The organism is Enhydrobacter sp. (assembly GCF_030246845.1).
Lineage (GTDB): Bacteria > Pseudomonadota > Alphaproteobacteria > Reyranellales > Reyranellaceae > Reyranella.
Genome location: NZ_CP126889.1, coordinates 3110381 through 3136060, shown reverse-complemented (window position 1 = coordinate 3136060; position 25680 = coordinate 3110381). Strand labels below are relative to the sequence as shown.

Below are 25680 nucleotides of genomic sequence, written 5' to 3'. Positions count from 1 at the left end.
GCCGTCATTTGATTTCGCGCAGCCTGGCGAGCGCATCGGCGAAGGCGGTCATGCGCGGCGAGTCGGCGACCGCACGAACATTGGTCTCGAGCAGGGCAAGCGGCTCGGCAAGATCGCAGCCTACCCCGATCAGCCACGTGATGTTGGGAAGCTGACGTTCGAGCGCCATGGCGGCCGAGAGATAGGCCGAGTGCGGGCTCGGCGCCACCTCGGCCGCCGCCGCGGCGAGCGCCTTGCCGTACGCCTGGCAAAGCTCCGCGGTGGGCTCGACGTTGAATTCCCGCAGATGCGCCAGATCGCCGAGACGCCCCTGCCGCAAGAGGGCGACCGCATCGGCCTGGCGACTCTTCACCAGCCGGATGCCGATGAGCGCGGCCTGGGCGTGCTCGCCATGCAGGTAAGGCAGATAGTCGGCCAGCGACGAGTCGGGGCCGAGCTTGGCGAAGGCTGCCGCTTCACGGCTGCGGATCGCGACCGCCTGTCGCTGCCGCTCTTCGTGCTGCGCTCGCTCCTCCGCCGCCAAGCGGGCCCGGCGCGTGGGATCGGGCTGGTCGGCGTACCACGTCGCCGCCAGAGGTCCCGCCGTCATCACGAGGACCGCGACGCCGGCGAAGGCACTCGTCGACAAGGCTGGGAAGTGCTTGCGAAGCTGCGGCAGCCTGGCCCACAGCGCATAGGACGCGAACACCAGCGGCAGGAGCGCCGGCACCAGGATCGGCCAGCCGCCCATGCGTTCGTAAAGCTCGGCCGCCACGATGGCCGCGACCGCCGAGGCCGGAAGCAGGATCGCGGCGGCCATGGCGGCCAGCAGCGGCATGTGTCCCCGAACGCCGCCGACCACCAGCAGGATCGCGAGCACGATCCAGAGAAGAAGGCCGGCGAGAGCCGCGAAGGCCTGGTTGAGGCCGCGTCCAGCCGGGTCGACGTCGCCGATATCGACCAGATTCACGAGCATCAGCAGATAGAAAAGGCCGGCCACGCCCAGCAGGACGTAGGTCCCGACCGGCGGTTTCGGCCGATGCTCGAGGGTCAACACCGCGCCGCTCCTCCGGCGCCGGCCGCTATTGGGCGGCCTCGTCGCGCATCACATCCTCGGCCCGCGTCGGATAGATGATGCGCTCGGCGAAGCGGTACATCTCCTCGATCTCGTGCCGGGGCCGGTAGGCGACGCGCGTTCCCTTGAGCGCCGCGATCTGCTCGGCGACGATGCACCGGCGCACTTCGGCGGTGAGAGTGTTGAGCCGATGGTAGGCCTCCGACAGGGTGCGTCCCAATGTCGTGATCCCGTGCCCGACCAGCACCACCGAGTTGGTGCCCTGGATGAAGCTCGCGACCGAGCTCACATCGGCCTCGACATCGACATGGGCCGGCACGAAATGCACCGGCCTGCCGAGAACGAAGGGCGGATCGAGCGAGAGCACCTTGAATTCGGGCGCATTGGCCTCGCCCAGTGCGCCCAGAAGCGCGATCGTGGCGTCGTCATGGACATGGATGGTGGCGCCGATGTCCGGCCTCAGACGCAGGATCTCCCGGCTGAGATTGTGCCCGACCGAGGTCATGCGCTCGCCCCACAGGATCCGGCTGGTGGGAATATCGGTGATGACGATGTTCCCGGTCTCCATCTCCTCGAGCGAGATCTCGGCGTGCTTGGTGTAGGCGATGCCGTGCGGAAAGTCGGGATGAGCGACGCGCATCACGATGTTGCCCAAGGTGTTGTGCACGTAGCCGCGGGCCGACAGCAGTCGCGCATACTTCACGAACTCGCGGCCGATGGCGGGATCGAAGGCGATCGGAGTCGACATGGCGCTGTTCCTCCCAGCACCGCAGCTTAGCAAAGATCGGCCGCCGTTGCGTCAGCCGAGCGGCAGGGCCGTCCCCTGCTTCACCGGGCGCAGCGCGAAGGAGCTGCGGATCTGGGCGATGCCGGGAATCTTGGTGAAATCCATCACGAAGCGCTCGTAGGCCTCGAGATCGCGCACCACGACGCGCAGCAGATAGTCGCTGTCGCCGGTCATCAGGTAGCACTCCATGACCTCGGGCCGTGCCGCAGCCGCGCGCTCGAACTCCTTCAGAGACTTTTCGTTCTGGGTGGAGAGCGAGACACTCATGAAGACATTGACCGCGAGGCCGACCGTTTTGGCGTCGAGCAGTGCGGCATAGCCCCTGATCACACCGGCCTCCTCCAGCGCCTTGACGCGCCGCCAGCAGGGGGAGGAGGAAAGACCGACTTTCTCGGCGAGCTCGGCATTGCTCAGCCGTCCCTCCTGCTGCAGCCGCTCGAGAATGCGTCGATCGATGGCATCGAGGGAGATCATTGCTCGAATTTCCCAATCTTGGCGCAATTTTGCCCTATACAGCGGCCGAATGGGTCCAAACGCAAGGATATTCCCCGTATCCCGGCGTATCTGGAGGACATGACCTCGATGGCGCCCGTCCAGCGACTGAGGCTTCTGCGCGAGCTGGAGCGCAAGGTTCTGTGGCTTTCCGCCTGGACCATTCACCATGCCAACCACATCCGGCCCAACCGCGACGGCCTGAAGGTCGGCGGTCACCAGGCTTCCTGCGCCTCGCTGGCGACGGTGATGACTGCGCTCTACTTCGCGGTGCTGCGGCCCGCGGACCGCGTGGCGGTGAAGCCGCACGCCTCGCCGGTGTTCCACGCCGTCCAGTACCTGTTCGGCCACCAGACGCAGGACAAGCTCGAGAAGTTCCGCAGCCTGGGCGGGGCGCAGTCCTATCCCTCGCGCACCAAGGACGTCGACGACGTCGATTTCTCGACCGGCTCGGTCGGGCTGGGCGTCGCCATGACGCTCTTCTCCTCGATCGTGCAGGACTATGTGCGGCTGAAGAAGCTCGCTCCGACCGAACGACCGGCCGGCCGCATGGTCGCGCTGGTGGGCGACGCCGAGCTCGACGAAGGCAACGTCTTCGAGGCCCTGCTCGAAGGCTGGAAGCACGACGTGCGGAATCTCTGGTGGGTGATCGACTACAACCGCCAGAGCCTCGACGGCGTGGTGAACGACCGTCTGTTCGGCCGCATCGGCGAGATGTTCGAGCTGGTCGGATGGCGCGTCCTCACGCTGAAGTACGGCAAGCTGCTCGAGACCGCCTTCGCCCAACCCGACGGCGAGCAGCTCCGGCAATGGATCGACGCCTGCCCCAACTCGCTCTACTCGGCGCTGGTGTTCAAGGGCGGCGCCGGCTGGCGCGAGGCGCTGACGCGCGACCTCAACCAGTATCCCGGCATCCGCCGCATCCTCGAGCAGCACGACGACGCCGCGCTGCATCGGCTGATGACCAACCTCGCCGGCCACGACATGCAGGCCGTGCTCGATGCCTTCGAGAGCATCGACGACGATCGGCCGACCTGCTTCATCGCCTACACGATCAAGGGCCAGGGCCTGCCCTTCGCCGGCCACAAGGACAACCACTCCGGCCTGATGACGCTCGACCAGATGGCGGGCTTCAAAAAGGGCATGGCCATCGAGGACGGCCGGGAATGGGAGAAGTTCGCCGGCCTCTCGGCCTCGCCCGCCGAGCTGGAAGCCTTCATCGCCGAGGCCCCGTTCAATGCCGAAGGCCGGCGCCGGACCGAGGCGCCGGCGATCGCAATACCCGCCACCCTGCCGAGATCCGGCGACAGGAAGGCCAGCACGCAGGAGGGTTTCGGCAAGATCCTGAACGCCATCGCCGCCGAGGACAGCGAGCTTGCCCGCCGCGTCGTGACGACCTCGCCCGACGTGTCCGTCTCGACCAATCTCGGCCCCTGGATCAACCGGCGCGGCCTGTTCGGCCATACCGAGGCGGAAGACGTGTTCCGCGAGCTCAAGGTCGTCTCGGCCCAGCTCTGGCGCAAGACGCCGCGCGGCCAGCACATCGAGCTCGGCATCGCCGAGAACAATCTCTTCATCCAGTTGGCAGCGCTCGGCCTCGCCCACGAGCTGTTCGGCACCCGCCTGTTGCCGATCGGCACGCTCTACGACCCGTTCATCGCCCGCGGCCTCGATGCGCTGAACTATGCCTGCTATCAGGATGCGCGGTTCGTGCTGGCCGCTACGCCGTCCGGCGTGACGCTGGCGCCCGAAGGCGGCGCGCATCAGAGCATCCACACGCCGCTGATCGGCATCGGCCAGCCGGGCCTCTTGTCCTACGAACCCGCCTTCGTCGACGAGCTGGCCGTCCTGCTGCGGTTCGGCCTGGAGCATATCCAGCGGCCCAAAGGCTCGTCGGTCTATCTCAGGCTCTCGACCCGCAGCCTGCCGCAGCCAGAGCGGACGCTGTCGCCTGCGCAGGAGGCCGACATCGTGGCGGGCGGTTACTGGTACGCGCCGCCGGAGCCGGGCGCCGACCTGGCGATCGTCGCCATGGGCGCCGTCACGCCCGAGACCATCGCCGCGCACGACGGCATCGTGCGCGACTTCGCCGGCGCCGGACTTCTCGTCCTCACCTCGCCGGATCGCCTGCACGCCGACTGGCTCGCGGCGCAGCGCGAGCGTGGCCGCACGGCGGGAAGGATCGATCGCGGCCCGAGTCCGATCGAGCGCCTGCTGGCGCCGCTGTCGCGCGAGGCGCGGCTCGTCACCGTGCTCGACGGCCATCCGCTCACGCTCTCCTGGCTGGGCTCGGTGCGCGGCCAGCGTGTCGTTCCGCTCGGCATCGAGGCCTTCGGCCAGTCCGGCGACATTCCCGACCTCTATCGCACCTACAAGCTCGACTCGGCAGCGATCGTCGACGCGGCGGCAAGAGCGATCTCTTGACCTTGCAGCCGTGAAGCCCGAATTTCGGGCGTCATGGCACTCGACGTTCCGCCGGGCTATCGGAGCCTCAAGGAAGCCGACGTATCGTCCTATCTGGCGGGCGTGCCGGCGGTCGCCACGAAGCTGGGCGGCAGCGTAACGGACTGGAAGGTCCGCGAAGTGGGCGACGGCAACCTCAATCTCGTGTTCATCGTCGAGGGACCGTCGGGCGGCGTGGTGCTGAAGCAGGCCCTGCCCTATGTGCGGCTGGTCGGCGAGAGCTGGCCCTTGCCGGTACGGCGGGCCTTTTTCGAGCACCAGGCGCTGGCCGCCGAGAGCAAGGCCGCGCCACGGCATGTCCCCAGGATTTTCCATTTCGACGAGACGCTGGCGCTCACGGTGATGGCCTATCTCACGCCGCACATCATCCTGCGCAAGGGCCTGATCCGCGGCATCGTCTATCCGAAGCTCGCCGATCACATGGCCACATTCCTCGCCGAGACGCTGTTCGCCACTTCCGATCTGGGGCAACCGGCCGCGGCGAAGAAGAAGCACATGGCGCTCTTCTGCGACAATATCGAGCTCTGCCGCATCACCGAGGACCTGGTCTTCACCGATCCCTGGCGCATCGCCGAGGCCAACCGCTGGACCAGCCCGCAGCTCGACGCCGCCGCCGCCGCGGTGCGCAGCGACGGTCCCTGGAAGCGGGCGGCGCAGGAATTCAAGCTCAAGTTCATGGGCGAGGCGCAGGCGCTGATCCATGGCGATCTGCACTCGGGCTCGATCATGGTGACCGAGGACGAGACCTACGCCATCGATCCCGAGTTCGCGTTCTATGGTCCCATGGGCTTCGATGTCGGCGCCCTGATCGGCAATCTCTATCTGGCCTATTTCTCGCAGAGCGGCCACGAGACATGGCCCGGCGAGCGCGACGGCTACCGCGACTGGATCCTGCGGACGATCGAGACGGTCTGGACCTTGTTCGACCAGCGCTTCCGCGCCCTCTGGAACAAGGCCCACGGCGGCGACACCTTCATGCCCGCGCTGTTCGCCACCGCTTCGGAGCAGGCCGCGCTGCAGGCGGCGCAGGATGCCTATATGCGCCGGCTGTTCGTCGATGCCCTGGGCTTCGGCGGCTGCAAGATGACACGCCGCATCCTGGGACTCGCCCATGTCGAGGACATGGAGAGCATCGCCGACCCCGACCGACGCGCCGAGTGCGAGAAGCAGGCGCTGAGACTCGCGCGCGTCCTGATGGTCGAAGGCAGCAGATTCGACGGCATCGGCGCAGCAAATGAAGCTGCGCGTGCCGTCCGGCGCGAGACGGCCAAGGTGCCGGCATGAGAGTCGATGGCAGGCCTTACCGCACCATCTGGCTCGATGTCGACGGCACGACCGTGCAGGTGATCGACCAGACGCTGCTGCCGCACCGCTTCGTCATCCGCGACCTGCGGGCGATGGAAGACGCCGAACGCGCCATCCGCACCATGATCGTGCGCGGCGCGCCGCTGATCGGGGCGACGGCGGCGTACGGAATCGCGCTTGCCATGGCTGCCGATCCGTCGGATGCAATGCTCGCCCGCGCCTACCAGGTGCTCCTTGCGGCGCGCCCCACGGCCGTCAATCTCCGCTGGGCACTCGACGATCTGCGCACCCGCCTCTCGCCGTTGCCGCCCGGCAGCCGCCGCGAAACAGCCTATCGCCGGGCCGCCGAGATCTGCGACGAGGATGCCGAGATCTGCCGCCGCATCGGCGAGCATGGGCTGGCCGAGATCCGAAGGCTCGAGCCGCGCGGCGGGCCGCTGAACGCCCTCACCCACTGCAATGCCGGCTGGCTCGCCACCGTCGATTGGGGCACGGCGCTGGCGCCGATCTACCAGGCGCACGACGCCGGAATCCCGATCCATGTCTGGGTCGACGAGACCAGGCCGCGCAACCAGGGCGCCAGCCTGACGGCCTGGGAGCTCGGCAAGCACGGCGTGCCGCACACCGTGATCGCCGACAACGCCGGCGGCCATCTGATGCAGCAGGGCAAGGTCGATTTCTGCATCGTCGGGACCGACCGCACGACCCGACGCGGCGATGTCTGCAACAAGATCGGCACCTATCTCAAGGCGCTGGCGGCGCACGACAACGGCGTGCCGTTCTATGTCGGCCTGCCCTACCCCACCATCGACTGGACGATCGAGGACGGCCATCGCGACATCCCGATCGAGGAGCGCAATGCGGCCGAGCTGTCGCGCATCTCCGGACGCGGTGGGAGTGGCGACGTGGTGAGTGTCGACATCCTGCCGGAGGGCAGCCCCGCCGCCAATCCGGCGTTCGACGTCACACCGGCCCGCCTCGTCACGGCGCTGATCACCGAACGCGGCGTCTGCCCGGCCAGCGAGGCGGGCCTGCTCTCTCTCTATCCCGAGCAAGCCCGGGCGGCATGATCGGCTCATGATACGCGCCCTGGGCGGCGCCACGATCTTCGCTCCGGTCGGACGCGCCACGCTGGGCCTGGGCATGACGCAGATCATCGGCTGGGGCACCACCTTCCTGATGCCGTCGGTGCTCGGCCGGCAGATCGGCGACGAGCTCGGCATGCCGAGCGAGCTGGTGTTCGCCGGTATCACGGTGATGTTCGGGGTCGGTGCGCTGTTCGCGCCGCGCATCGGCCGCCTGATGGACCGCACCGGGCCGCGTCTCGTCATGGCAAGCGGCTCGCTCGCCTATGCCCTGTCGCTCGCCGTCCTCGCCTTCTGCCAGGGCCCGATCGTCTATCTCCTGGCCTGGGCCGGCATGGGCATCGCCTCGACCCTGGCGCTCAACACGCCCTCCAGCATCGCCCTGGCGCAGGTCGCGGGACCGAGGGCCCGTCAGGCGATCGCGGTCCTTGCCATCATCGGCGGCTTCGCCTCGACCGTCTTCTGGCCAGTTGGCGGCGCGCTGGTCGGCTTCTTCGGCTGGCGCGGCACGGTGCTGATCTACGCGGCCATGCATCTGCTCGTCTGCATGCCGATTCATTTCATCGCCCTGCCCAAGACCGCACCCGCCGCATCGCATGCGGCGGCGAGTCCGGCGGCGGGCGGCGGCCTGCCGGCGGAAGAAAGATCGCGCGCCTTCCTGCTGCTCAACGTGACGCTTTCTCTCGGTGCCTTCGTGTTCACCGGCTTCATCATCCACGTCATCGAGATCCTGCGCGGCCTCGGCCATCCGCCGGCCTCGGCGCTGTTCCTCGCCTCGCTGATCGGCCCCTCGCAGGTAGGCATCCGCATCATCGAGCTCGTCTTCGGCCACCGCTATTCGTTCATGACCTCGGCCGTCATGGGATCGGCGATGCTGCCGTTCGGCCTCGGCCTGATGCTGATCGACGGCAGCAACTCGGCGATCGCCCTGGTCTGCATCCTGGCCTACGGCATCTCCAACGGCCTGAAGGCGGTGCAACGCGCCACGCTGCCGCTCGCCCTGTTCGGGCGAGGCCAGTTCGGCGCCTATATGGGCCGCCTCGCCCTGCCCCAGGGCATTCTGTCGGCGAGCGCGCCGACTGTGCTCGCCGCCGTGCTCGATCGCTTCGGCGCATCGGGCGCGCTCTGGGTTGCCTTCGCCTTCGGGACGATTTCCTTCGTCGCGATGATCCTGCTGGCCCGGCGCAGCCGGACTATTCGCTAGACGCCCTCATCCTTCGCTCGCGACATAGGGCCGGACCATCTTGGCCGGATCGACGATGCGATCGAACTCGGCTTCGCTCACATAGCCAAGCCGGAGCGCCGCTTCCTTGAGCGTGAGATCGTGCTCGCTCGCATGATGGGCAATCTGCGAGGCCTTGTCGTAGCCGATCACGGGCGCGAGCGCGGTGACCAGCATCAGCGAGCGTTCCACATGCTCCCTGATCTTTCGCAGGTTGGGCTTCGTGCCTTCGATCATGAACCTGCGGAAGTTGGTGCAGCCGTCGGCCAACAGAACGATCGAGTTCATGACATTGAAGATCATGAGCGGCTTGTAGACGTTCATCTCGAGGTAGCCGCCTGCCCCGCCCATTCCGACCGCCACGTCGTTGGCCATGACCTGGACCGCGATCATGGCCAGCGCCTCGGCCTGCGTCGGGTTGACCTTGCCCGGCATGATCGACGAGCCGGGCTCGTTCTCCGGCAGGATCAGCTCGGCCAGCCCGGCACGCGGACCGCAGGCCATGAGGCGGATGTCGTTGGCGATCTTGTAGAGCGAGCCCGCGAGGGTGCGCAGCGTGCCGGAGAGCTGCACCAGCGCATCGTGCGATCCCTGGACGGCGAACTTGTTGGGCGCCGACACGAACGGCAGCTCGGTCAAAGCCGCGATCTCCGCCGCCGCCGCCTCGGCAAAGCCCGGCGCGGCGTTGATGCCGGTGCCGACCGCGGTGCCTCCCAGGGCGAGCTGATGGACGTCTTTCAGCGCCTGCTCGAGTCGGGCGATATCCTCCGCCAGCATCACGGCGTAGCCCGACCATTCCTGGCCGAGGGTGACGGGAGTCGCGTCCTGCAGGTGGGTGCGGCCGATCTTGACGATATCGACCCACTCCCGCGCCTTCGCGTCGATCGCCGCGTGCAACGCCCTGACCGAGGGCAAGAGCTTCCGCGTCACGCCGATCGCGGCGGCGATGTACATCGCCGACGGGAAATTGTCGTTCGACGACTGGGACATGTTGACATGGTCGTTGGGGTGCACCGGCTGCTTGGAGCCGAGCGGTGTGCCGGCAAGCTGGCAGCAGCGGTTGGAGATCACTTCGTTCACGTTCATGTTGAACTGCGTGCCCGAGCCCGTCATCCAGACATGCAGCGGGAACATGTCGTGATGCTTTCCCGCCAGGATCTCGTCGCAGGCCCGCACGATCAGCCGATGCAGCTTCGGCGGCAGCCGCCGGCCGGCGAGGTTGGCATTGGCGCAGGCCTTCTTCAGCACCGCATAGGCGCCGATCATCTCGCGCGGCATCAGATCCTTGCCGATGCTGAAATAGACGAGCGAACGCTGCGTCTGGGCACCCCACAGCTTGTCCGCGGGCACCTCAATCTCGCCCATGCTGTCGGTTTCCTTGCGAACGGCCATCTCGGATCCCCTTGCTGTCCGGGCGATGTTGATCAAGCGGCCGCGCGCACGCAAGCTGCGCACCCGATGAACGACCTTGTCCTGCTTCCCGGCTTCATGTGCGATGCCGATCTCTGGGCCGACATGCTGCCCGATCTTGCGATGATCGGCCGCATCCATCACGGCGACGTCTACCAGGACGACACGCTCGAAGGCATGGCCGGCCGCGTGCTGGCGGGATCGCCGGAAAGGTTCATCCTCGTGGGCTTCTCGATGGGCGGCTTCGTGGCGCGTGTGCTCACGCTGATGGCGCCCGAGCGTGTCACTGCCGTGGCTTTCGTCGCCTCTTCCGCCCGCGGCTATTCGGAGGAGGAGCGTGCGCGGCGTCGGGCCGGCTGGCAGCCCGGCAACCGGCCGCCCAGGACCAACGGCGTCGCGGCCGGCCTTCATCCCGACCGCGAACGCGATCCTGCCCTGCTCGAGCGGCTGCGCGGCATGCAACGCCGGCTGGGCCCCCAGGTGAGAGCGAAGCAGGCGGCTCTCGTGCGCAACGACGGCTATGCCGATTTGGCGCGGATCACCTGTCCGGCGCTGGTCGTCGCCTGCCGCCAGGACCGTCTGCGCACCTTCGTCGAAACGGAGCGCATGGCCCACTGCCTGCCGCACGCCCGCTTCGAGGTGATCGAGGAGTGTGGGCACATGGCGCCGCTCGAGCGCCCGCGCGAACTGGCGGGCCTGATCGGCGATTGGGTCGAGCGCGACGTGCTGTCGGCGGTCAGGACGGCTTGATCTCGATTTCCTTCCCTGCCGACTTGCGATTGGCGGCCTTGGGGATCTCGAGGGTCAGGATGCCCTTGCCGTAGCGGGCCGAAATCCGGTCTGCCTCGGCATCGGACGGCAGATGGAAAGACCGGGTGAAGCTGCCGTAGCTGCGCTCGGAATAGTGGGTCTTCTCGTCGGTGCGCTCGACCTTCTTCTCGCCCGAGATCGTCAGGACCTCGTCGTCGACATGCACCTTGACGTCGTTCTGGTCGAGACCGGGCAGTTCGACACACAGCGTATAGGCGTTGTCATTTTCTTTCACCTCGACCTTGGGCGTCGACTCGAACGCGCGCAACGCCGGCGACTGGCCGCTGCCCATTGCCTCGAGCCAGCCGAACGGCCAGCCCCGCATCATGCGATTGAAGAACTGCTCCATCTCGCCGCCGAACGGCATCAGGGAGCTTGACGTGAAGGGTTTCGGGAGATGCTCAGCCATGACGAACCTCCTCCTGTTCGGACGTCGAACTTCCTGCATGTAGTCCGCGCTCGTTGCATTGCAACGACAGTCCCTCCCGAAGGCTGCAACACATGGGCGCGACACACGGGCAGTGAAGCGAGCCGGCGAAAATTTCGCATCGCCGCTTTCCGGCTTTGTTCGTTTGGACGTACCTTTCGGACATGAGCGACGCGCAACCCCTGTTCGCGGTCCTGCGCCAATCGGCCGACGCGGACTGCGTCGCCGCCCTGGAACGGCTGGTGCGCGAGGCGCCCGACCGCCTGCTTGCCCGTGTCAACGCCCTCGACCTCGCCCGGCGCGAGAATCTCGACGAGGAGAAGACCGTCGCGACCCTCCTGCATGCCGCCCGGATCGGCCTGTTCGAGATGTCCTGGAACGTCCTTTGCCCGAGCTGCAGCGGCGTCCTGGACACGAACGCGACGCTGAAGAGCGTACGGTCGGAGGAGTATTACTGCGCCTTCTGCGCCGTCAGCAACGAGCCCACGCTCGACGAGATGGTCGAGGTGAGCTTCACGGTGAGCCCGCGGGTGCGGCGCCTTGGGGCGCACAATCCCGACGAGCTCCCGATCTGGGAATATTACCGCCAGGTCTTCTGGGGCACCGGCGTCGACCTGCCCGGAGACAGTCTCGAAGCGGCCATGCAGCAAGTCACGCTCGATGCCGTCGAGCTGCCTGCCGGCGACAAGGCGATCCTGTCGCTGCAGCTCCCGGCCGAAACCATCATCGTTCTCGAACCCGTGACTCACGCCGCGCAGTTCATCGACGTGAAGGGCGAGCCCACCAGCAACCGGCAGAGCCTGACGCTCGTCTATACCAACCTGCATGCGCCGACGGGCACCACCGCGCTGCGGCCGGGTCCGGTCAGGCTGTCGCTCGAGAACCGTGCCGCTAGCCGGGTCCTGCCCGCGATCTGGGTCGCCAACGATGCGATGCACCGTGCGATCGGCAAGCGACGGCCGTTCCTCACGGCCAAACGCCTGCTCTCCAACCAGACGTTCCGCGACATCTATCGCACCGATACCCTCGGCATCGATCAGCGGCTGAAGATCACCAGCCTCACGTTCCTGTTCACCGATCTCAAGGGCTCGACCGAGCTCTACGAGCGGGTGGGCGACCTGGTCGCCTTCGACCTGGTGCGCGAGCACTTCCGGACATTGAACGACATCGTCGCGGCCGAGGGCGGCGCCGTCGTCAAGACCATCGGCGACGCCGTGATGGCGACCTTCCTGACGCCGGATCACGCGCTGGCCGCCGCCCTGCGCATGCGCGAGGCGATGCGCAAGCTGAATGCCGCGCACGGTCGCGACGACCTGCTGCTCAAGATCGGCATTCACGAAGGCCCCTGCCTTGCGGTGACCCTGAACGAGCGCCAGGACTATTTCGGCCAGACGGTGAACATCGCCTCGCGCGTTCAGGGGCTCGCGCTCTCGCCCTCGATCCTGGCGACCGACAGCGTCGTCAGCAACCCGCAAAGCGCCAGCTTGCTGAAGGAGGGCGGCCTGACGCCCGCCGTCCACCGGCATGCGCTGCGCGGCATCGCCTCGGAGATGGCGGTCTACGAGATTCCCTGACGGACGGCTGATTACATCCGGCCGCCGTCGACGACGAAGTTCTGGGCCGTGATCAGCCGGCTGTCGTCCGACGCCAGGAACAGCGCCATGCGGGCGATGTCGGGCGGATAGACCTTCTCCTTGAGGCACTGGGCCTTCATCAGGTCGGCCTCGGCTTCGGGCGTGAGCCAGAGATCGATCTGGCGCTGCGTCATGATCCAGCCGGGCGTGATCGCGTTCAGGCGGATCCGGTCGGGACCGAGGTCGCGCGCCAGTCCGCGCGTCAGGCCGATCACCGCGGCCTTGGCTGCCTCATAGACCGAGAGTCGCGCCGTCATGGTGTGATAGCTGACCGAGCTGAAGTTCACGATCGAGCCGCCGCCCGCCGCCTTCATGCCCGGCGCCACGGCCTGGATGGCGAAGAACTGGTGGCGCAGGTTGACAGCGATGCGCTCGTCCCAGTAGTCGGGCGTGACCTCCGCGAGGTCGTGCCGGTCGTCGCGTGCGGCGTTGTTGATCGGGACCGTGATCGCGCCGAGCTTCGTCGCCACGTCGGTGATCGCCGCCTGGTAGGCTTTCACGTCGCGCACATCGGCTTTCAGAAAGAGCGGAGCGGCATGCCCTGCCGTTTCGACTTTCTTCACAAGCGCCATCGAAGCCGGTTCGTCGATATCGACGAAACCCACCTTCGCGCCCTGCTCGGCGAAGTGCTCGACGATCGAGGCGCCGATGCCGGAGCCGCCGCCCGAGACGAACACGGTCCGGCCCATGAGACTGGGATAGGAAGCGAAGGCTGGCATCGGACCCTCACAAGTCGGAGATGCGGAAGACGATCTCGCCGCCGCGCGTGGCGCCCGGTGCCAGCGGCAGGATGCCGACCTGGCCGTTCGCATGGCTGACGGGCTCGACGCAAAAATAGGACTGCCCGGGTGGCGTATAGATCACGACATGACGAAACGGCTCACTGGCCTCGAGGTCGAGGCGCAGACGGCGGCCGGGCCAAATCACGTTCGCCTTGCCGGGCCAGCCATCGAAGCAATTGTCCAGCACGACCCCGTCGACGCGACGTGGCCTGTCGAAATTCCAATCGTCCGGCACTGGCACCCGCTCGACCGGCAGGACCTCCCTGTCGGCCAGCCATACCGCCTGGGCGTGACAGACGAGCTCCGTGTCGGGTTCGCGCACGAAGAAAGGATGCAGGCCAAGTCCCGCCGGCACGACACGGTCCTCGAGATTGTCGATGGCGAGCACGACGCTCAGACGATCGGACGCCAGCCGATAGCTCTGTCGGGCCCGATAGCGGAACGGCCAGCCGCCTTCCGCTCCAGCGCGCCCATGAAGGTAGACGATCTCGGCCGACCGCTCGTCCGCCCGCACGACGTCCCAGCCATGCGACCAGCCGTCGCCGTGCATGGGATGAGCGACATCCGGCCAATTGCGCTTCAGTTGGAAGGTCTCCCCCTCGAAATCGAGGCGGCCGTTCGCGATGCGATTGGAGAAGGGCACCAGCGGAAAGGCGGATGCGTTGTTGCCGCGCCCGGACGCCATGTCGGCAGGAGTCATGGGGCGCAGGAGGTCGACGTCGCCGATGCGAAACCGCACAATCGAGCCGCCGGCCTGCGGGGCAAGATCGACGACCAGCCGGCCCGCCTGCAACGACAACAAATCCGTCACCACTCCTCCCGCCGCTGTGTAGACTGCGGCGTTCTTAACCTGGAGCGAGGGAACGCCGATATGTCGTCGAACATGCTGAAGAAGCGCCTGCAGGCAGGCAAGGCCTGCGTCAACGGATGGCTCGCCATCCCCAACGGCTTCTCGGCCGAGACCATGGCGCAGTGCGGCTGGGACAGCGTCACGGTCGACATGCAGCACGGCGTGCAGGACTACCAGTCGATGGTCACCTGCTTCCAGGCGATGGACAAGCATCCGGTGACGCCACTGGTGCGCGTGCCGTGGAACGAGCCCGGCATCGTCGGCAAGGTGCTCGACGGCGGCGCCTGGGGCGTGATCTGTCCGATGGTGAACACGCCGGCAGAAGCGAAGGCGCTGGTCTCCTACAGCCTCTATCCGCCCAAGGGCAAGCGCAGCAACGGCCCGATCCGCGCCGGCGCCTACGGCGAGGCGACGCCCTACCAGGCGACCGCCAACGACGAGGTGCTGATCATCCCGATGATCGAGACCCAGGAGGCGATCGACAATATCGACGCCATCCTCGACGTGCCGGGCGTGAGCGGCATCTATATCGGCCCGTCCGACCTCGGCCTGTCGCTGGGCCTCGCTCCCAGGCTCGACCGCGAGGAGCCGCAGGTGCTCGCGATCTACGACAAGCTGCTGGCAGCCGTGAAGAAGCGCAACCTGTTCGCCGGCATCCACAACGGCACGGCGGGCTACGCCGCCAAGATGATCGGCACGGGCTTCCGGTTCGTGACCATCGCCAACGACTCGGGCCTGATGGCGCAAGCCGCCCGCGCCGCCGTCAACCAGACCCGCAAGGAAGCCGGCGCCGTCGCCGAGAAGTAGGCGGTGCGCTTCGCCGACGCCACCCTGCCGGACGGCAGCAGGCGCGATATCGACGTCGAGGGTGGGCGCATCGTCGCCCTCCTCCCGTCCTCGGAGAGCACGACATCGGACGCTGACATCGATCTCGCCGGCGCGCTGGTCCTGCCGCCGCTGGTCGACGGTCATATCCATCTCGACAAGACGCTGCTCGGCCTGCCGTGGGTGCCCAACCAGGCGACGGGCAACCGCGTGGCCGACCGCATCGAAGCGGAACGCAAGGTCCGTGCGGCGCGCACCGTGCCCGAATCGGAGACCGGCGCCAACCTCGTGCGCCAGGTCGTGGCCAGCGGCACCCTGCACCTGCGCAGCCACGTCGATATCGACAACCGGCTCGGACTGCGCAATCTCCACGAGATCCTGAAGGTCCGCGAGCGCTTTCGCGACCTTGTCACCCTCCAGATCGTCGCCTTCCCGCAAAGCGGCGTCCTGCGCTCGCCGGGCACGGCCGATCTGCTGGATGCGGCCATTGCCGAGGGCGCCGATCTCGTCGGCGGTCTCGATCCGGTCGGCATCGACGGCGATCTCGATGGCCATCTCGATACGATCTTCGGCATCGCCGAGAAGCGCGGCGTCGGTCTCGACATTCATCTGCACGACGGCGGCGAGGGCGGCATCGCGCAGCTTCTCGCCATCGCCATGCGCACGAAGGCGGCCGGCCTCGAGGGCAAGGTCGCGGTCAGCCATGCCTTCGCTCTCGGCTCGGTCCCCCCGGCGCGCGCAGCGGAAGCGGCCGATGCGCTGGCCGCGGCGGGCGTCGCGATCATGAGCCACGGGCCCGGCGCCGCGACCATGCCGCCCCTCCTCCTGCTGCGCGCGCACGGCGTCGAGGTGTTCGGCGGCTCGGACAATATCCGCGATGCCTGGTCGCCGTTCGGCAACGGCGACATGCTGGATCGCGCCATGACGATCGCCTATCGCGCCAACTTCCGGCACGATCACGAGCTGTCGGTGGCCTGCGAGATGGTGACGGCGGCGGCGGCCCGCGTCCTCGGCATCGCCGATTACGGCCTGCGCGTCGGCGGGCCTGCCGATTTTGTCGCCGTCGAAGCGAGTTCCATTGCCGAGGCGGTCGCCACCCGCCCGCGGCGCAGACTGGTCGTGAAGGCCGGTCGCGTGTGCGCGCGCGACGGCGTGCTGGTCGTGTAGGGCCGGCCGTCCTGCGATACTGTGTCGACACCGCCATCGGGAGGATGCCATGCGCGTGTTCACGGAGCTGCCGCCAGCCGACTGGCGCAGTGTAGGACCGGCCGCGGAGGCGGCAGAGAAGGCCGGGTTCGACGCCCTGATGACGACCGAGCTCGGGCACGACGTGCTGGCGCCGCTCGCCTTCGCCGCCGTCGCCACCGAGCGCGTCGAGCTCACGCCGTCGATCGCCGTCGCCTTCCCGCGCAGTCCGACCGTTCTTGCCTCACAGGCGTGGGACCTTCAGGCGAATTCGCGCGGCCGCTTCGTCCTCGGCCTCGGCCCGCAGGTCAAGGGCCACAACGAGCGCCGGTTCGGCATCCCGTGGAGCCCGCCGGCGCCGCGGCTGCGCGAGTATATCGAGGCCCTGCGCGCGATCTGGCGCTGCTGGGAGACAGGTCAGAAGCTCGACTATCGCGGCAAGCACTACACGCTGACGCTCATGACACCGGACTTTTCGCCGGAACGGACCGGCCTGCCGATGGTGCCGGTAACGATCTCGGCGGTCGGACCGGCCATGCTGCGGCTGGCAGGTGAGCTGTGCGACGGCGTGCGGCTCCATCCGATCTGCAGCCGCCGCTACCTCGAGGAAGTCTGCCTGCCGACCATGCTCGAAGGCATGCAGCGCAGCGGCCGCCGCCGCGAGCACTTCGATATCCATGGCGGCGGCTTCGTCTGCACTGGCGCCGATGAAGCGGCGGTTCGCAAGGCTATGGAATGGGCGCGCTTTCGCGTCGCCTTCTATGGCTCGACCCGCACCTACAGGCCGATCCTGGCCATGCACGGCCTCGAGGATCTGGGCCAGAAGCTGCACGAGATGTCCGTGCAGGGCCGGTGGAAGGAAATGGCGCAGCAGATCTCCGACGATACCCTGCGCATCTTCGCCGCCTGCGGCACCTATGCCGAGATCCCGGGCGAGATCGAACGGCGCTTCGGCGGCGCAGCCGATTCCATCACCATCGCCCTGCCGCCGGGCTGGGAACCGGGGCCTGTGCGGGAGATGCTCGCCGAGATTCACCGGATCCCACAGGCCTTTCGCGGCTTCAGGACGGAAAGGTAGAGCTATGGACTTGCCCCTCGACGATCGCCTGCGCATCGGCATGCAGACCATCCACCGCCGCACCGAGCCCGCCACCGGTCCCTGGCTGCCGACGATCGACGAGATGCGCACGCTGGTCGGCCTGGTCGATCGCTGCGGCTACGATTCACTGTGGGTCGGTGATCATATCTCCTTTGCCCTCGCCATCTTCGACCCCCTGCTGCAGCTCGCGCAGGCGGCGGTGGTGAGTCCGCGCCTGCAGTTCGGCACGGCGGTCTATCTCCTGCCGCTGCGGCATCCCACGCCGGTTGCCAAGCAGGTCTCTACCCTGGACCACCTGACCGAGGGCCGGTTCATCTTCGGCGTTGGCGTGGGCGGCGAGTTCCCCAAGGAATACGAAGCCTGCGGCGTGCCCATCAAGGAGCGCGGCGCGCGCCTCACCGAAAGCCTCGCGGTGCTGCGCGAGTTCTGGAGCGGCGAGCCGGCATCGCATGACGGGCACTTCTTCCAATTCAAGGACGTGCCGATGCAGCCGCCGCCGCGCCAGCCCGGCGGTCCGCCGATCTGGTGCGGCGGCCGGTCCGATGCCGCGCTGCGGCGCGTCGGCCGACTGACCGATGGCTGGATGTCCTACGTCGTCACGCCCGACATGTTCCGGCGAGGCCTGGCCAAGATCGCGGCGGCTGCGGAGGAGGCCGGGCGGGTCTTCGAGCGTGGCTTCGGCACCGCCCATCTCCTGTTCACCTGCATAGACGACACCTACGAAAAGGCGCTGGACGCCGCGACTATCTCGCTCAGCCAGCGCTATGCCATGGATTTCCGCAAGGCCGCCGAGCGCTACTGCGCGCTCGGCTCGCCGCAGCAGGTGGTCGAGACCATCCTGCGCTTCCACGAGGCAGGCGTCCGCCACGTCATTCTCGACTTCGTCGGCCCCTACGAGCAGCGCGACCGGCAGACCGAGCGCTTCGCCGCCGAGGCCTTTCCGCTGCTGGCGCGATTGCGCAAGGGGCGATAGTCGAGGAAACGCCGCTGCCGAGCAGCGGGACGTTCACCGGAAATCCGGTCGCCACGCCACCAGCGCGGAGGTTTCCACCACTTCCTCGCGCACATCTGCGAGCGCGGCGCGCAGCTCCGCCACCATGGCTCCCATCTTCCCGCCCAGGTGCGACGGTGACGTGGAGCCCATCGAGAGCGCCCGCTGCACCAGTGTCTCGACGTCGACCGTTCGCCGGTCGATCACGCCGAAGCTTTCCAGGCGGGGGAACGGCGACTCAAGCAGGATCGCCTCGTGGCGGATCCAGTCGGGATCACGGTCGTGCGGCCCGTGGTTGGGCTCGTAGCGCTCGCGGATATCGCGCCAGACCTTGCGCCAGGCATTTGCCGGGATTGCCGGCGCGGAATCGTGGAACAGGACCACCGCGCCGCCCGGCTCGATCATTCGGTCGAGGCGCCTCAGCGTGTCCACCCGGTCCATCCAATGGAACGAGCGCCCCATGACGGCCAGGCGGAAAGGACCAAGCGTCGGATCGAGGTCGTAAGAACTGCCGGAGAGAAAGCGGATGTTTGCCGCCTGCCCGGCCAGCGCTCGGGCCGCCGCCAGCATCTCCGGAGAGGGGTCGATCGCCACCACCTCGCGGACGAGCGGAGCGAAGCCGCGGGCAAGCGGCGCCGGACCACAGCCGAGATCGAGCACCCGGTGCCGGGAGCCGATGCCGGTGACCTCGGCGACCCGGCGGATCAGCGCCGGCGCGTAGGGTACCCGGCCTTGTTCGTAATGCGCGGCGGCGAAGCGATACCGGTCCGGGTCGAACGGTGTCGGCGTGGGTGCGAGAGTCATCGGCTCCTAGCTCACGATCTCGCCGCGAAACGCCCAGCGCGTCATGCGCTTCTCGACGAGGGCGCAGAGGGCGTACATCAAAACGCCCATGATGGCGATGGCGAACAGGCCGGCGAAAGTGGTGGGTGCGTCGTTGCGCGCGCCGGCCGACAGCATCAGGAAGCCGATGCCGCGATTGCCGCCCACCGTCTCGGAGATGACCGAGCCGATGAAGGCGAGCGTGATCGCGACCTTGAGGCTCGCGAAGAGATAGGGCATGGCCCGCGGAATGCCGACCTTGGTCAGGATCTCGGTGCGCGAGGCGCCGAGCGAGCGCAAGACGTCGCGCATCTCGGGCTCGATGGTGGCGAGCCCGGTCGCGACATTGACCACGATCGGGAAGAAGCTGATCACGAACGCCGTCACCACCGCCGGCAAGGCGCCGACGCCGACCCAGATCATCAGGATCGGCACCAGCGCCACCTTCGGCACCGCGTTGAAGGCGATCAGGAGCGGATAGAGGCCCGAGTAGACGAACGGCGAGGCGCCGATCGCGAGCCCCAGCAGCAGGCCGCCCGCGATGGCGATCAGGAAGCCGATCAGGGAGGTCCAGAGCGTCTGCCAGCAGAACAGCAGCAGGATGTCGAAGCGCGCAAAGAAGACCGCGAAGACCTTGCTGGGGCGCGGCAGCAGGATCTCCGGCAGGTCGAAGACAATGCAGGCGGCCTCCCAGAGGAGCAGCAGGACCGCGATGGCGAGCCAGGGCATGGCGATCCTGAGTGCGTTGCGTCGCCACTCGCTCATGCCGAATGTTCCTGGTGGATGCGGTCGCGCAGCTCGTGGACGATCTCCACGAAGCGCGGCTCGAAGGTGGTGGCGAGCGTGCGGGGGCGCGGGATGTCGATCGTGCGCGTCAGAACGATACGGCCGGGACGCCGGCTCATCACATGCACGGTATCGGCGAGATAGGCCGCCTCGCGCAGATCGTGCGTCACCAGCACGCCAGTGAAGCGCTTCTCCAGCCATAGCGCCTGCATCACGCCCCACAGCTCCTCGCGGGTGAACGCATCGAGCGCGCCGAACGGCTCGTCCAGCATCAGGAGCTCGGGCTCGTGGATCAACGCACGGCAGAGATTGGAGCGCTGCTGCATGCCGCCGGAGAGCTGCCAGGGATACTTCTGGCTGAAATCGGCAAGTCCCACGGTTTCGAGGAGCTTCATCGCCCGCGCCTCGTACTCGGCCCGGTGCCGGCGGAAGCGCCGCTTGTGCGGCTCGACCACCTCCATCGGCAGGAGGATGTTGGCCAGCGTCGTGCGCCACGGCATCAAAGTAGGGTTCTGGAATGCCATGCCGACACCCTTGACCGGCCCCGTCACGCGCTGTCCGCCCACCCGCACCTCGCCACCCGACGGCGGCAGGAGGCCGGTCACGAGCTTCATGATCGTGGACTTGCCGCAGCCCGAGGGCCCGACGACCGCCACGAACTCGCCCTTGCCGACAGTCATCGTCGCGTCGGCCAGCGCGAGCGTCGTCTCCCTGCCCAGCCGATAGGTCAGACTGACCCCTTTGAGATCGACGAAGGTCATGGGGCGCCGTCGAAGGCTTGCGAACGATGGTTGTCTCTTTGTCGCTGGCCCATTGCCGTTAGACCGCATGAGCGCAACTGGAGTTGCGCGCCCCGATGAGCGCTCAAGGGAGCGCGCCACTGCAGTGGCGCAATCTTCCTGTCCCATCCCACGACATCATTGCGTAACCATGCGCTCGGCCTTCGGCGGCAGGTATTTGTCGGTGAAGACCTTATCCGGCGCCGGCGCGTGCGGCAGGCCGAAGGCCTCCGACACCAGCTTGACGGAACGGGCGAAACGCTCGGGATCGACGCCGCCCATGCCGTTGGCCTTGACGTAGGGCGTCAGGATGTTGGTCTGCAGCGAAAGCTGCAGGCGCTCCAGCTCGAGCGCATCGTCGATCAGCGGATCGCGCTTCTTGGCGGCGGCGACGCCGAGCTTGTTGTCCTTGATCACGTCCCGCCAGCCCTTGATGGTGGCGGCGACGAAGCCCTTCACCGCTTTCTCGTTCTTGGCCATCTCCGGCGAGACGACGATGCCGTTGCCGTAGACGTCCATGCCGTAGTCGACGTAGCGCATCGCGACGATGTCGTCGAACTTCACCCCGCGCGCCTTGAGGTCGAGCATCGAAGAGAAGTAGTGACCGGAGATGAAGTCGACCGAACCCTGCACCAGGCTCTGCTCGCGAAGCTGTGGCGTCAGGTTCACGTAGTCCCACTTGGTGATGCCGTTCATCTTGGCGAAAGCGGGGAACAGACGATAGGAGGCGTCGAATACCGGGGCGCCGAGCTTCTTGCCCTGGAGATCCTTCGGTGTCCTGATGCCGCTCTTCTTCAGTGCATAGACGCCGAATGGCGCGAAGTCATAGGCCATGAACACGCAAAGCACCTCCTTGCCGGGGTTCTTGGCGTCGTATTCGAGGGCCGCGTTCACGTCGGCGAAGCCGATCTGGTAGGCGCCGGTGGCGACCCGCTGGACGGCGCCGGCCGAGCCTTGGCCCGGATCCATGGTGACATCGAGGCCTTCGGCCTTGTAGTAGCCCTTCTCCAGCGCCACCAGGAACGGCGAGGTCGGTCCCTGGAACACCCAGTCGAGGGTGAACTTGATCGGCGTCTGCGCCGAGGCGGGCGTGGCCGCCAGCCATGTCGCGATCGCCGCGGCGATCCCCAATCCCCTCATTGCCTTGATCATCCAAGCCCCCCGATGTTCGGCCGACTCTTAGGCGGGCCTTGCCGATCCGCCAAGGGGATATCAGGCAGATTCCGTGCCGATCTGCTGGGTGGCCACGAGTCGTGCGAAGACGCCGCCCGCGGCCATGAGCTCGCGATAGGCGCCGCGTTCCACGATCCGCCCCTGTTCCAGGACGACCACCTGATCGGCATCGCGAATGGTCGAAAGGCGATGGGCGATGACGAAGGTGGTGCGGCCCTTCATCAGCACCTTGAGCGCCTTCTGGATGCGCGCCTCGGTGACCGAGTCGAGCGCGCTGGTCGCCTCGTCCAGGATCAGGATCGGCGGATCCTTGAGCAGCGCCCGGGCGATGGCCAGCCGCTGGCGTTCGCCGCCGGAGAGCGTGGCGCCGCGCTCGCCGACCAGCGTGTCGTAACCCTGCGGCTGACGCGAGATGAAGTCGTGCGCCTCGGCAAGGCGCGCCGCCTGCTCGAGCTCGGCCTGCGTCGCATCCGGCTTGCCGATGCGCAGATTGTCGGCGATCGAGCGGTAGAACATGGTCGAATCCTGGAACACCACGCCGATATTGCGACGCAGCGAGTCGAGCCTGATGGCGCGATGGTCGATGCCGTCGACGCGGATCATGCCCGACTGCGGGTCCCACATGCGATGCAGCAGCGACAGCGCCGTGCTCTTGCCCGCCCCCGTCGGACCGACCAGGGCGACCGTCGTTCCCGCCGGCACGTGCAGCGAGAAATGCTGCAGCGCCGGCCGCAACCCGTCATAGGAGAAGCTCACGTCCTCGAAATCGACGTCGCCCCGGGCGCGGCCAAGCTGGACGCCGTCCGGCCGGTCCGGCACCGTGGTCTGGTGGTCGATCACGCGGAAGAAATCGGCCAGCGCCGGCATCTGGAAGAAAATGCGACTCACGAAGGCCGAGGCCTGGTCCATGCGGCCGATCAGCATGGCGGAGAAGCCCATGAAGCTCACGATCTGGCCGACGGTCGCCTCGCCGCGGGTATAGAGCCAGGTGCCGAGCACGAAGATCAGGATCACCGTGAGGGTCGAGGCGGCGCGCGTCAGCACCGACAGCAGCGCCCACCAGTTCAATACGGGATACTGCGCCGCAAGCGTCTCGCCGATGATGCGGTTGATCTCGCGCGTCTCGGCCGCGAGCCGCACGAAGCTCTGGATCAGATGGATGTTGCCCAGCGCATCGCCCGCCCGACTCGCCAGCTCGCTGTGGTGTTCCTCGACCTCGGCCTGCAGCTTGTCGGTCTTGCCGACCACCCAGGCGTTGGCGGCGGCGAAGAACAGGATCAGCACGATCAGCAGCAGCCCGAGTCGCCAGTTCAGGAACAGGCTGAGCGGCAGCATGACGAACAGCGCCACGAAGGTGGCGAGATTCTCGCGGAAGAAGCTGAGCCAGATGCCGAACAGGTGATCGACGCCGGTCAGCATCACCTTCAGGAGCCGGCCCGAATGCTGGGCATTGTGGAAGGCGAAGGGCAGCACCAGCACATGCTCGAAATAGCGCGCCATGGCACCCAGCCGCCGGCGGTGGGCCATGCGGTCGGCCTGCAGCGACACGACTATGTTGGCGACGATGCCGCCCAGCCCGACCGCCGCCCACAGGATCAGCAGTTCCTTCGCCTTTTCCCACAACGTGGCCGTCGTCTCGTTGCGGGCGTTCGACAGCAGGTCCACCACCTTGCCGAACAGCACCGGCTCGTAGAACTGCAGCGCCGCCACCGCGACGTTGGCGAGAGCCAGCGTGATCGCCAGCCTGCGCTCGTCGCGCAGCAATCCGAGGACGCGGCCATAGACGCGGAGGAATTCCATGCGATGGGGTGTCACCCTGAGCGGAGCGAAGGGTCTTCAAGGCCGCGCGAAAGATGCTTCGCTCCGTTTGGCATGACAAGGGAGCCGACGCGTCGTCAGGGCGACGGCTGCTCGCCCAGGAAACGCTCGACGGTGCGCACGAAGAAGCTGACGCCGAACGGGATCGCCATGTCGTTGAAGTCGTAGCGCGAGTTGTGCAGGCTCACGGCATCCTTGTCGCCGCCATTGCCCAGCCACACCATCGCCCCCGGCACCTTCTCCAGCATGTAGGAGAAATCCTCCGAACCCATGCTGGGCCGGGCGTTGTCGCGCACATTGCCCTCGCCGCAGACGCCGGCGGCCACGTCGATCGCGAAGCGAGCGCGATCGGCATTGTTGACCGTCGGCGGATAGCCGGGCTTGTGCTCGACGGCGATCTTGACGCCGTACATCTTCTCGGCGCCCTGGCAGATTTCGTCGATGCGCCGCTTCGCCAGCGCGCGGTTCTGCGGTGTCGTGGTGCGGGTCGTCCCGCCGATATGCACATCGCCCGGAATGACGTTGTAGGCGGAGCCCGCCTTGAAGAAACCCACGGTCACCACGGTCGAATCGATGGGATCGATGTTGCGGCTGACGATCGTCTGCAGCGACATCACGATGCTGGCGCCCACCACCATCGGGTCGAGCGTGGCGTGGGGATGGGCGGCGTGGCCGCCCTTGCCGGTGATACGGATGTCCCAGCGGTCGGCCGCCGCCAGCAGCGGGCCGGGCCGCGTGACGATATGGCCGAGCGGCACGCCGGGCTTGTTGTGGATCGCGAACACCGCATCGCAGGGGAATTTCTCGAACAGCCCGTCCTCGATCATGGCGCGCGCCCCGCCGCCGCCTTCCTCGGCCGGCTGGAAGATGAAATGCACCGCGCCTTCGAACTCGCGCGTCTCGCTCAGCATCTTGGCCGCACCCAGCAGCATCGCGGTGTGGCCGTCGTGGCCGCAGGCGTGCATGCGGCCGGCGTTCTGCGACCGATGCGCGAAGTCGTTGGTCTCGTCCATCGGCAGCGCATCCATGTCGGCGCGAAGGCCGATCGACTTCAGCGAATTGCCCTTGCGCAGCGTGCCCACCAGGCCGGTCTTGCCGAGACCGCGGGTCACTTCGAGCCCCCATTCCTGAAGCTTGGCCGCGACGATGTCGGACGTTCGGTTTTCTTCGTAGGCGAGCTCTGGATGGGCGTGGATGTCTCGACGGATCGCGGCAATCTCGCCCTGGATCTCCAGGGCACGCGGCAAAACGGGCATCAAGCGACTCCGGATTGAAAAAGACGCGCATCATAGACGGAGCGCCGCGCGCGGCGCCATAGCCGAGGACGGCTACTTCACGCGCTTTTGCGGCGCGGCGCTCGCCGGCAGCGGCGCCCAAGCCAGCTCGTTCTTCACCTGCTGCATGATGAAGGACGAGCGGGTGCCTTTGACACCCGGCATGCGCAGCAGCGCCTTCATCGCAAAGTCGCTGAACTGGGCGAGATCGGTGGCGAAGACATGGACCAGGAAATCCATGTCGCCGGTCACCGCGTAACAGGCCACGACCTCGGGCCGGGCGCGGATTGCCGCCTCGAAGGCCTCGACCGTCTTCTCCGAATGGTCGTCGAGAGTGACCTCGACCAGCGCCTGCAGATTGAAGCCCGCCGCCGTCGGCGAGACTAGGGCCGCATAACGGCCGATCACGCCCTCCTCCTCCAAGCGTTTCACGCGGCGCTGGCAGGGTGTCGGCGACAGGCCGACCCGGTCGGCGAGATCGACGATCGACAGCCGGCCTTCGGCCTGCAAGGCGGCGACGATGCGCTTGTCGATGACATCGAGCTCGATCATGGTCCTTTTCACCTATATTGGCGATGTTCCTGGAGGATATCCCTAAAACAGGCCC

Annotated in this window: 24 protein-coding genes; 10 read left to right on the top strand and 14 right to left on the bottom strand. The window is 67.2% G+C overall.

What is annotated here, in order from left to right:
- Positions 1-4 precede the first annotated feature (4 nt).
- The 3 genes from OJF58_RS15720 to OJF58_RS15710 are packed head-to-tail and all read right to left on the bottom strand — an operon-like array spanning position 5 to position 2315.
- Complete coding sequence (locus OJF58_RS15720; protein ID WP_300778640.1) at positions 5-1036, bottom strand: hypothetical protein; 1032 nt, start codon at positions 1034-1036, stop codon at positions 5-7.
- A gap of 25 nt (positions 1037-1061) precedes the next feature.
- Entirely contained in the window at positions 1062-1802 is a 741-nt protein-coding gene (locus OJF58_RS15715; RefSeq protein WP_300778639.1) for a class II aldolase/adducin family protein, read from the bottom strand.
- 51 nt (positions 1803-1853) lie between these two features.
- The gene (locus tag OJF58_RS15710) at positions 1854-2315 is read right to left on the bottom strand and encodes an Lrp/AsnC family transcriptional regulator (protein ID WP_300778638.1); all 462 of its coding nucleotides are present in this window, start codon (positions 2313-2315) and stop codon (positions 1854-1856) included.
- Positions 2316-2414: 99 nt separating this feature from the next.
- Between OJF58_RS15710 and OJF58_RS15705 the strand changes: the two genes are divergently transcribed.
- Genes OJF58_RS15705 through OJF58_RS15690 form a run of 4 tightly spaced genes read left to right on the top strand, consistent with a single transcriptional unit; the run spans position 2415 to position 8390 of the window.
- On the top strand, positions 2415-4757 hold the full coding sequence (locus OJF58_RS15705; RefSeq protein ID WP_300778637.1) for a transketolase: 2343 nt from the start codon (positions 2415-2417) through the stop codon (positions 4755-4757).
- A 33-nt stretch (positions 4758-4790) separates the two neighbouring features.
- The gene (gene mtnK, locus OJF58_RS15700; RefSeq protein ID WP_300778635.1) at positions 4791-6080 is read left to right on the top strand and encodes an S-methyl-5-thioribose kinase; all 1290 of its coding nucleotides are present in this window, start codon (positions 4791-4793) and stop codon (positions 6078-6080) included.
- Positions 6077-7171, top strand: a complete 1095-nt coding sequence (gene mtnA / locus OJF58_RS15695; RefSeq protein WP_300778634.1) for an S-methyl-5-thioribose-1-phosphate isomerase — start codon at positions 6077-6079, stop codon at positions 7169-7171. The genes mtnK and mtnA overlap by 4 nt, the downstream gene beginning before the upstream one ends.
- Positions 7172-7178: 7 nt before the next feature.
- The gene (locus tag OJF58_RS15690) at positions 7179-8390 is read left to right on the top strand and encodes an MFS transporter (RefSeq protein ID WP_300778632.1); all 1212 of its coding nucleotides are present in this window, start codon (positions 7179-7181) and stop codon (positions 8388-8390) included.
- Between the two features lie 6 nt (positions 8391-8396).
- Here the strand turns inward: OJF58_RS15690 and fumC are convergent, their stop codons facing one another.
- Positions 8397-9800 (bottom strand): class II fumarate hydratase, encoded by a 1404-nt coding sequence (fumC, locus tag OJF58_RS15685; protein ID WP_300778631.1) that lies wholly within the window; start codon positions 9798-9800, stop codon positions 8397-8399.
- Positions 9801-9866: 66 nt separating this feature from the next.
- On the opposite strand from fumC, the gene OJF58_RS15680 reads away from it, so the two are divergent.
- The gene (locus tag OJF58_RS15680; protein WP_300778630.1) at positions 9867-10568 is read left to right on the top strand and encodes an alpha/beta hydrolase; all 702 of its coding nucleotides are present in this window, start codon (positions 9867-9869) and stop codon (positions 10566-10568) included.
- On the opposite strand, the gene OJF58_RS15675 is transcribed toward OJF58_RS15680, so the two are convergent.
- The gene (locus tag OJF58_RS15675) at positions 10555-11037 is read right to left on the bottom strand and encodes an Hsp20/alpha crystallin family protein (protein WP_300778629.1); all 483 of its coding nucleotides are present in this window, start codon (positions 11035-11037) and stop codon (positions 10555-10557) included. The genes OJF58_RS15680 and OJF58_RS15675 overlap by 14 nt on opposite strands.
- A 182-nt stretch (positions 11038-11219) precedes the next feature.
- Here OJF58_RS15675 and OJF58_RS15670 point away from each other — a divergent pair, with 182 nt between their 5' ends.
- A complete protein-coding gene (locus OJF58_RS15670) occupies positions 11220-12629 on the top strand; it encodes an adenylate/guanylate cyclase domain-containing protein (protein WP_300778628.1) in 1410 nt (469 codons plus the stop codon).
- Between the two features lie 11 nt (positions 12630-12640).
- Here the strand turns inward: OJF58_RS15670 and OJF58_RS15665 are convergent, their stop codons facing one another.
- Together OJF58_RS15665 and OJF58_RS15660 are read right to left on the bottom strand one after the other, a co-directional pair.
- Positions 12641-13408 carry an SDR family oxidoreductase gene (locus OJF58_RS15665; RefSeq protein ID WP_300778627.1) on the bottom strand — a complete coding sequence of 256 codons (768 nt, stop codon included), beginning with the start codon at positions 13406-13408 and terminating at the stop codon, positions 12641-12643.
- Positions 13409-13415: 7 nt separating this feature from the next.
- Positions 13416-14282 (bottom strand): aldose 1-epimerase, encoded by an 867-nt coding sequence (locus tag OJF58_RS15660; protein ID WP_300778626.1) that lies wholly within the window; start codon positions 14280-14282, stop codon positions 13416-13418.
- 60 nt (positions 14283-14342) lie between these two features.
- Between OJF58_RS15660 and OJF58_RS15655 the strand changes: the two genes are divergently transcribed.
- Genes OJF58_RS15655 through OJF58_RS15640 form a run of 4 tightly spaced genes read left to right on the top strand, consistent with a single transcriptional unit; the run spans position 14343 to position 18403 of the window.
- A complete protein-coding gene (locus OJF58_RS15655) occupies positions 14343-15128 on the top strand; it encodes an aldolase/citrate lyase family protein (protein ID WP_300778625.1) in 786 nt (261 codons plus the stop codon).
- A gap of 3 nt (positions 15129-15131) precedes the next feature.
- Complete coding sequence (locus OJF58_RS15650; protein ID WP_300778624.1) at positions 15132-16313, top strand: amidohydrolase family protein; 1182 nt, start codon at positions 15132-15134, stop codon at positions 16311-16313.
- Positions 16314-16362: 49 nt separating this feature from the next.
- Positions 16363-17409 (top strand): TIGR03617 family F420-dependent LLM class oxidoreductase, encoded by a 1047-nt coding sequence (locus OJF58_RS15645; RefSeq protein ID WP_300778623.1) that lies wholly within the window; start codon positions 16363-16365, stop codon positions 17407-17409.
- A 4-nt stretch (positions 17410-17413) separates the two neighbouring features.
- Positions 17414-18403 carry an LLM class flavin-dependent oxidoreductase gene (locus OJF58_RS15640; RefSeq protein ID WP_300778622.1) on the top strand — a complete coding sequence of 330 codons (990 nt, stop codon included), beginning with the start codon at positions 17414-17416 and terminating at the stop codon, positions 18401-18403.
- A 33-nt stretch (positions 18404-18436) separates the two neighbouring features.
- On the opposite strand, the gene OJF58_RS15635 is transcribed toward OJF58_RS15640, so the two are convergent.
- From OJF58_RS15635 to OJF58_RS15605, 7 genes are all read right to left on the bottom strand, one after another.
- Entirely contained in the window at positions 18437-19225 is a 789-nt protein-coding gene (locus OJF58_RS15635; protein ID WP_300778621.1) for a class I SAM-dependent methyltransferase, read from the bottom strand.
- 6 nt (positions 19226-19231) lie between these two features.
- Positions 19232-20008 carry an ABC transporter permease gene (locus tag OJF58_RS15630; RefSeq protein ID WP_300778620.1) on the bottom strand — a complete coding sequence of 259 codons (777 nt, stop codon included), beginning with the start codon at positions 20006-20008 and terminating at the stop codon, positions 19232-19234.
- Positions 20005-20790 carry an ABC transporter ATP-binding protein gene (locus tag OJF58_RS15625; protein WP_300778619.1) on the bottom strand — a complete coding sequence of 262 codons (786 nt, stop codon included), beginning with the start codon at positions 20788-20790 and terminating at the stop codon, positions 20005-20007. Before OJF58_RS15625 ends, OJF58_RS15630 begins: the two co-directional genes overlap by 4 nt.
- A gap of 156 nt (positions 20791-20946) precedes the next feature.
- Entirely contained in the window at positions 20947-21960 is a 1014-nt protein-coding gene (locus OJF58_RS15620; protein WP_300778618.1) for an ABC transporter substrate-binding protein, read from the bottom strand.
- 60 nt (positions 21961-22020) lie between these two features.
- Positions 22021-23781: a glucan ABC transporter ATP-binding protein/ permease gene (locus OJF58_RS15615; protein ID WP_300778617.1), complete on the bottom strand. Its 1761-nt coding sequence runs from the start codon at positions 23779-23781 to the stop codon at positions 22021-22023.
- Between the two features lie 95 nt (positions 23782-23876).
- Positions 23877-25055: a M20 aminoacylase family protein gene (locus OJF58_RS15610; RefSeq protein ID WP_300778616.1), complete on the bottom strand. Its 1179-nt coding sequence runs from the start codon at positions 25053-25055 to the stop codon at positions 23877-23879.
- A 72-nt stretch (positions 25056-25127) separates the two neighbouring features.
- Entirely contained in the window at positions 25128-25625 is a 498-nt protein-coding gene (locus OJF58_RS15605; protein WP_300778615.1) for an Lrp/AsnC family transcriptional regulator, read from the bottom strand.
- Between the last annotated feature and the right edge of the window lie 55 nt (positions 25626-25680).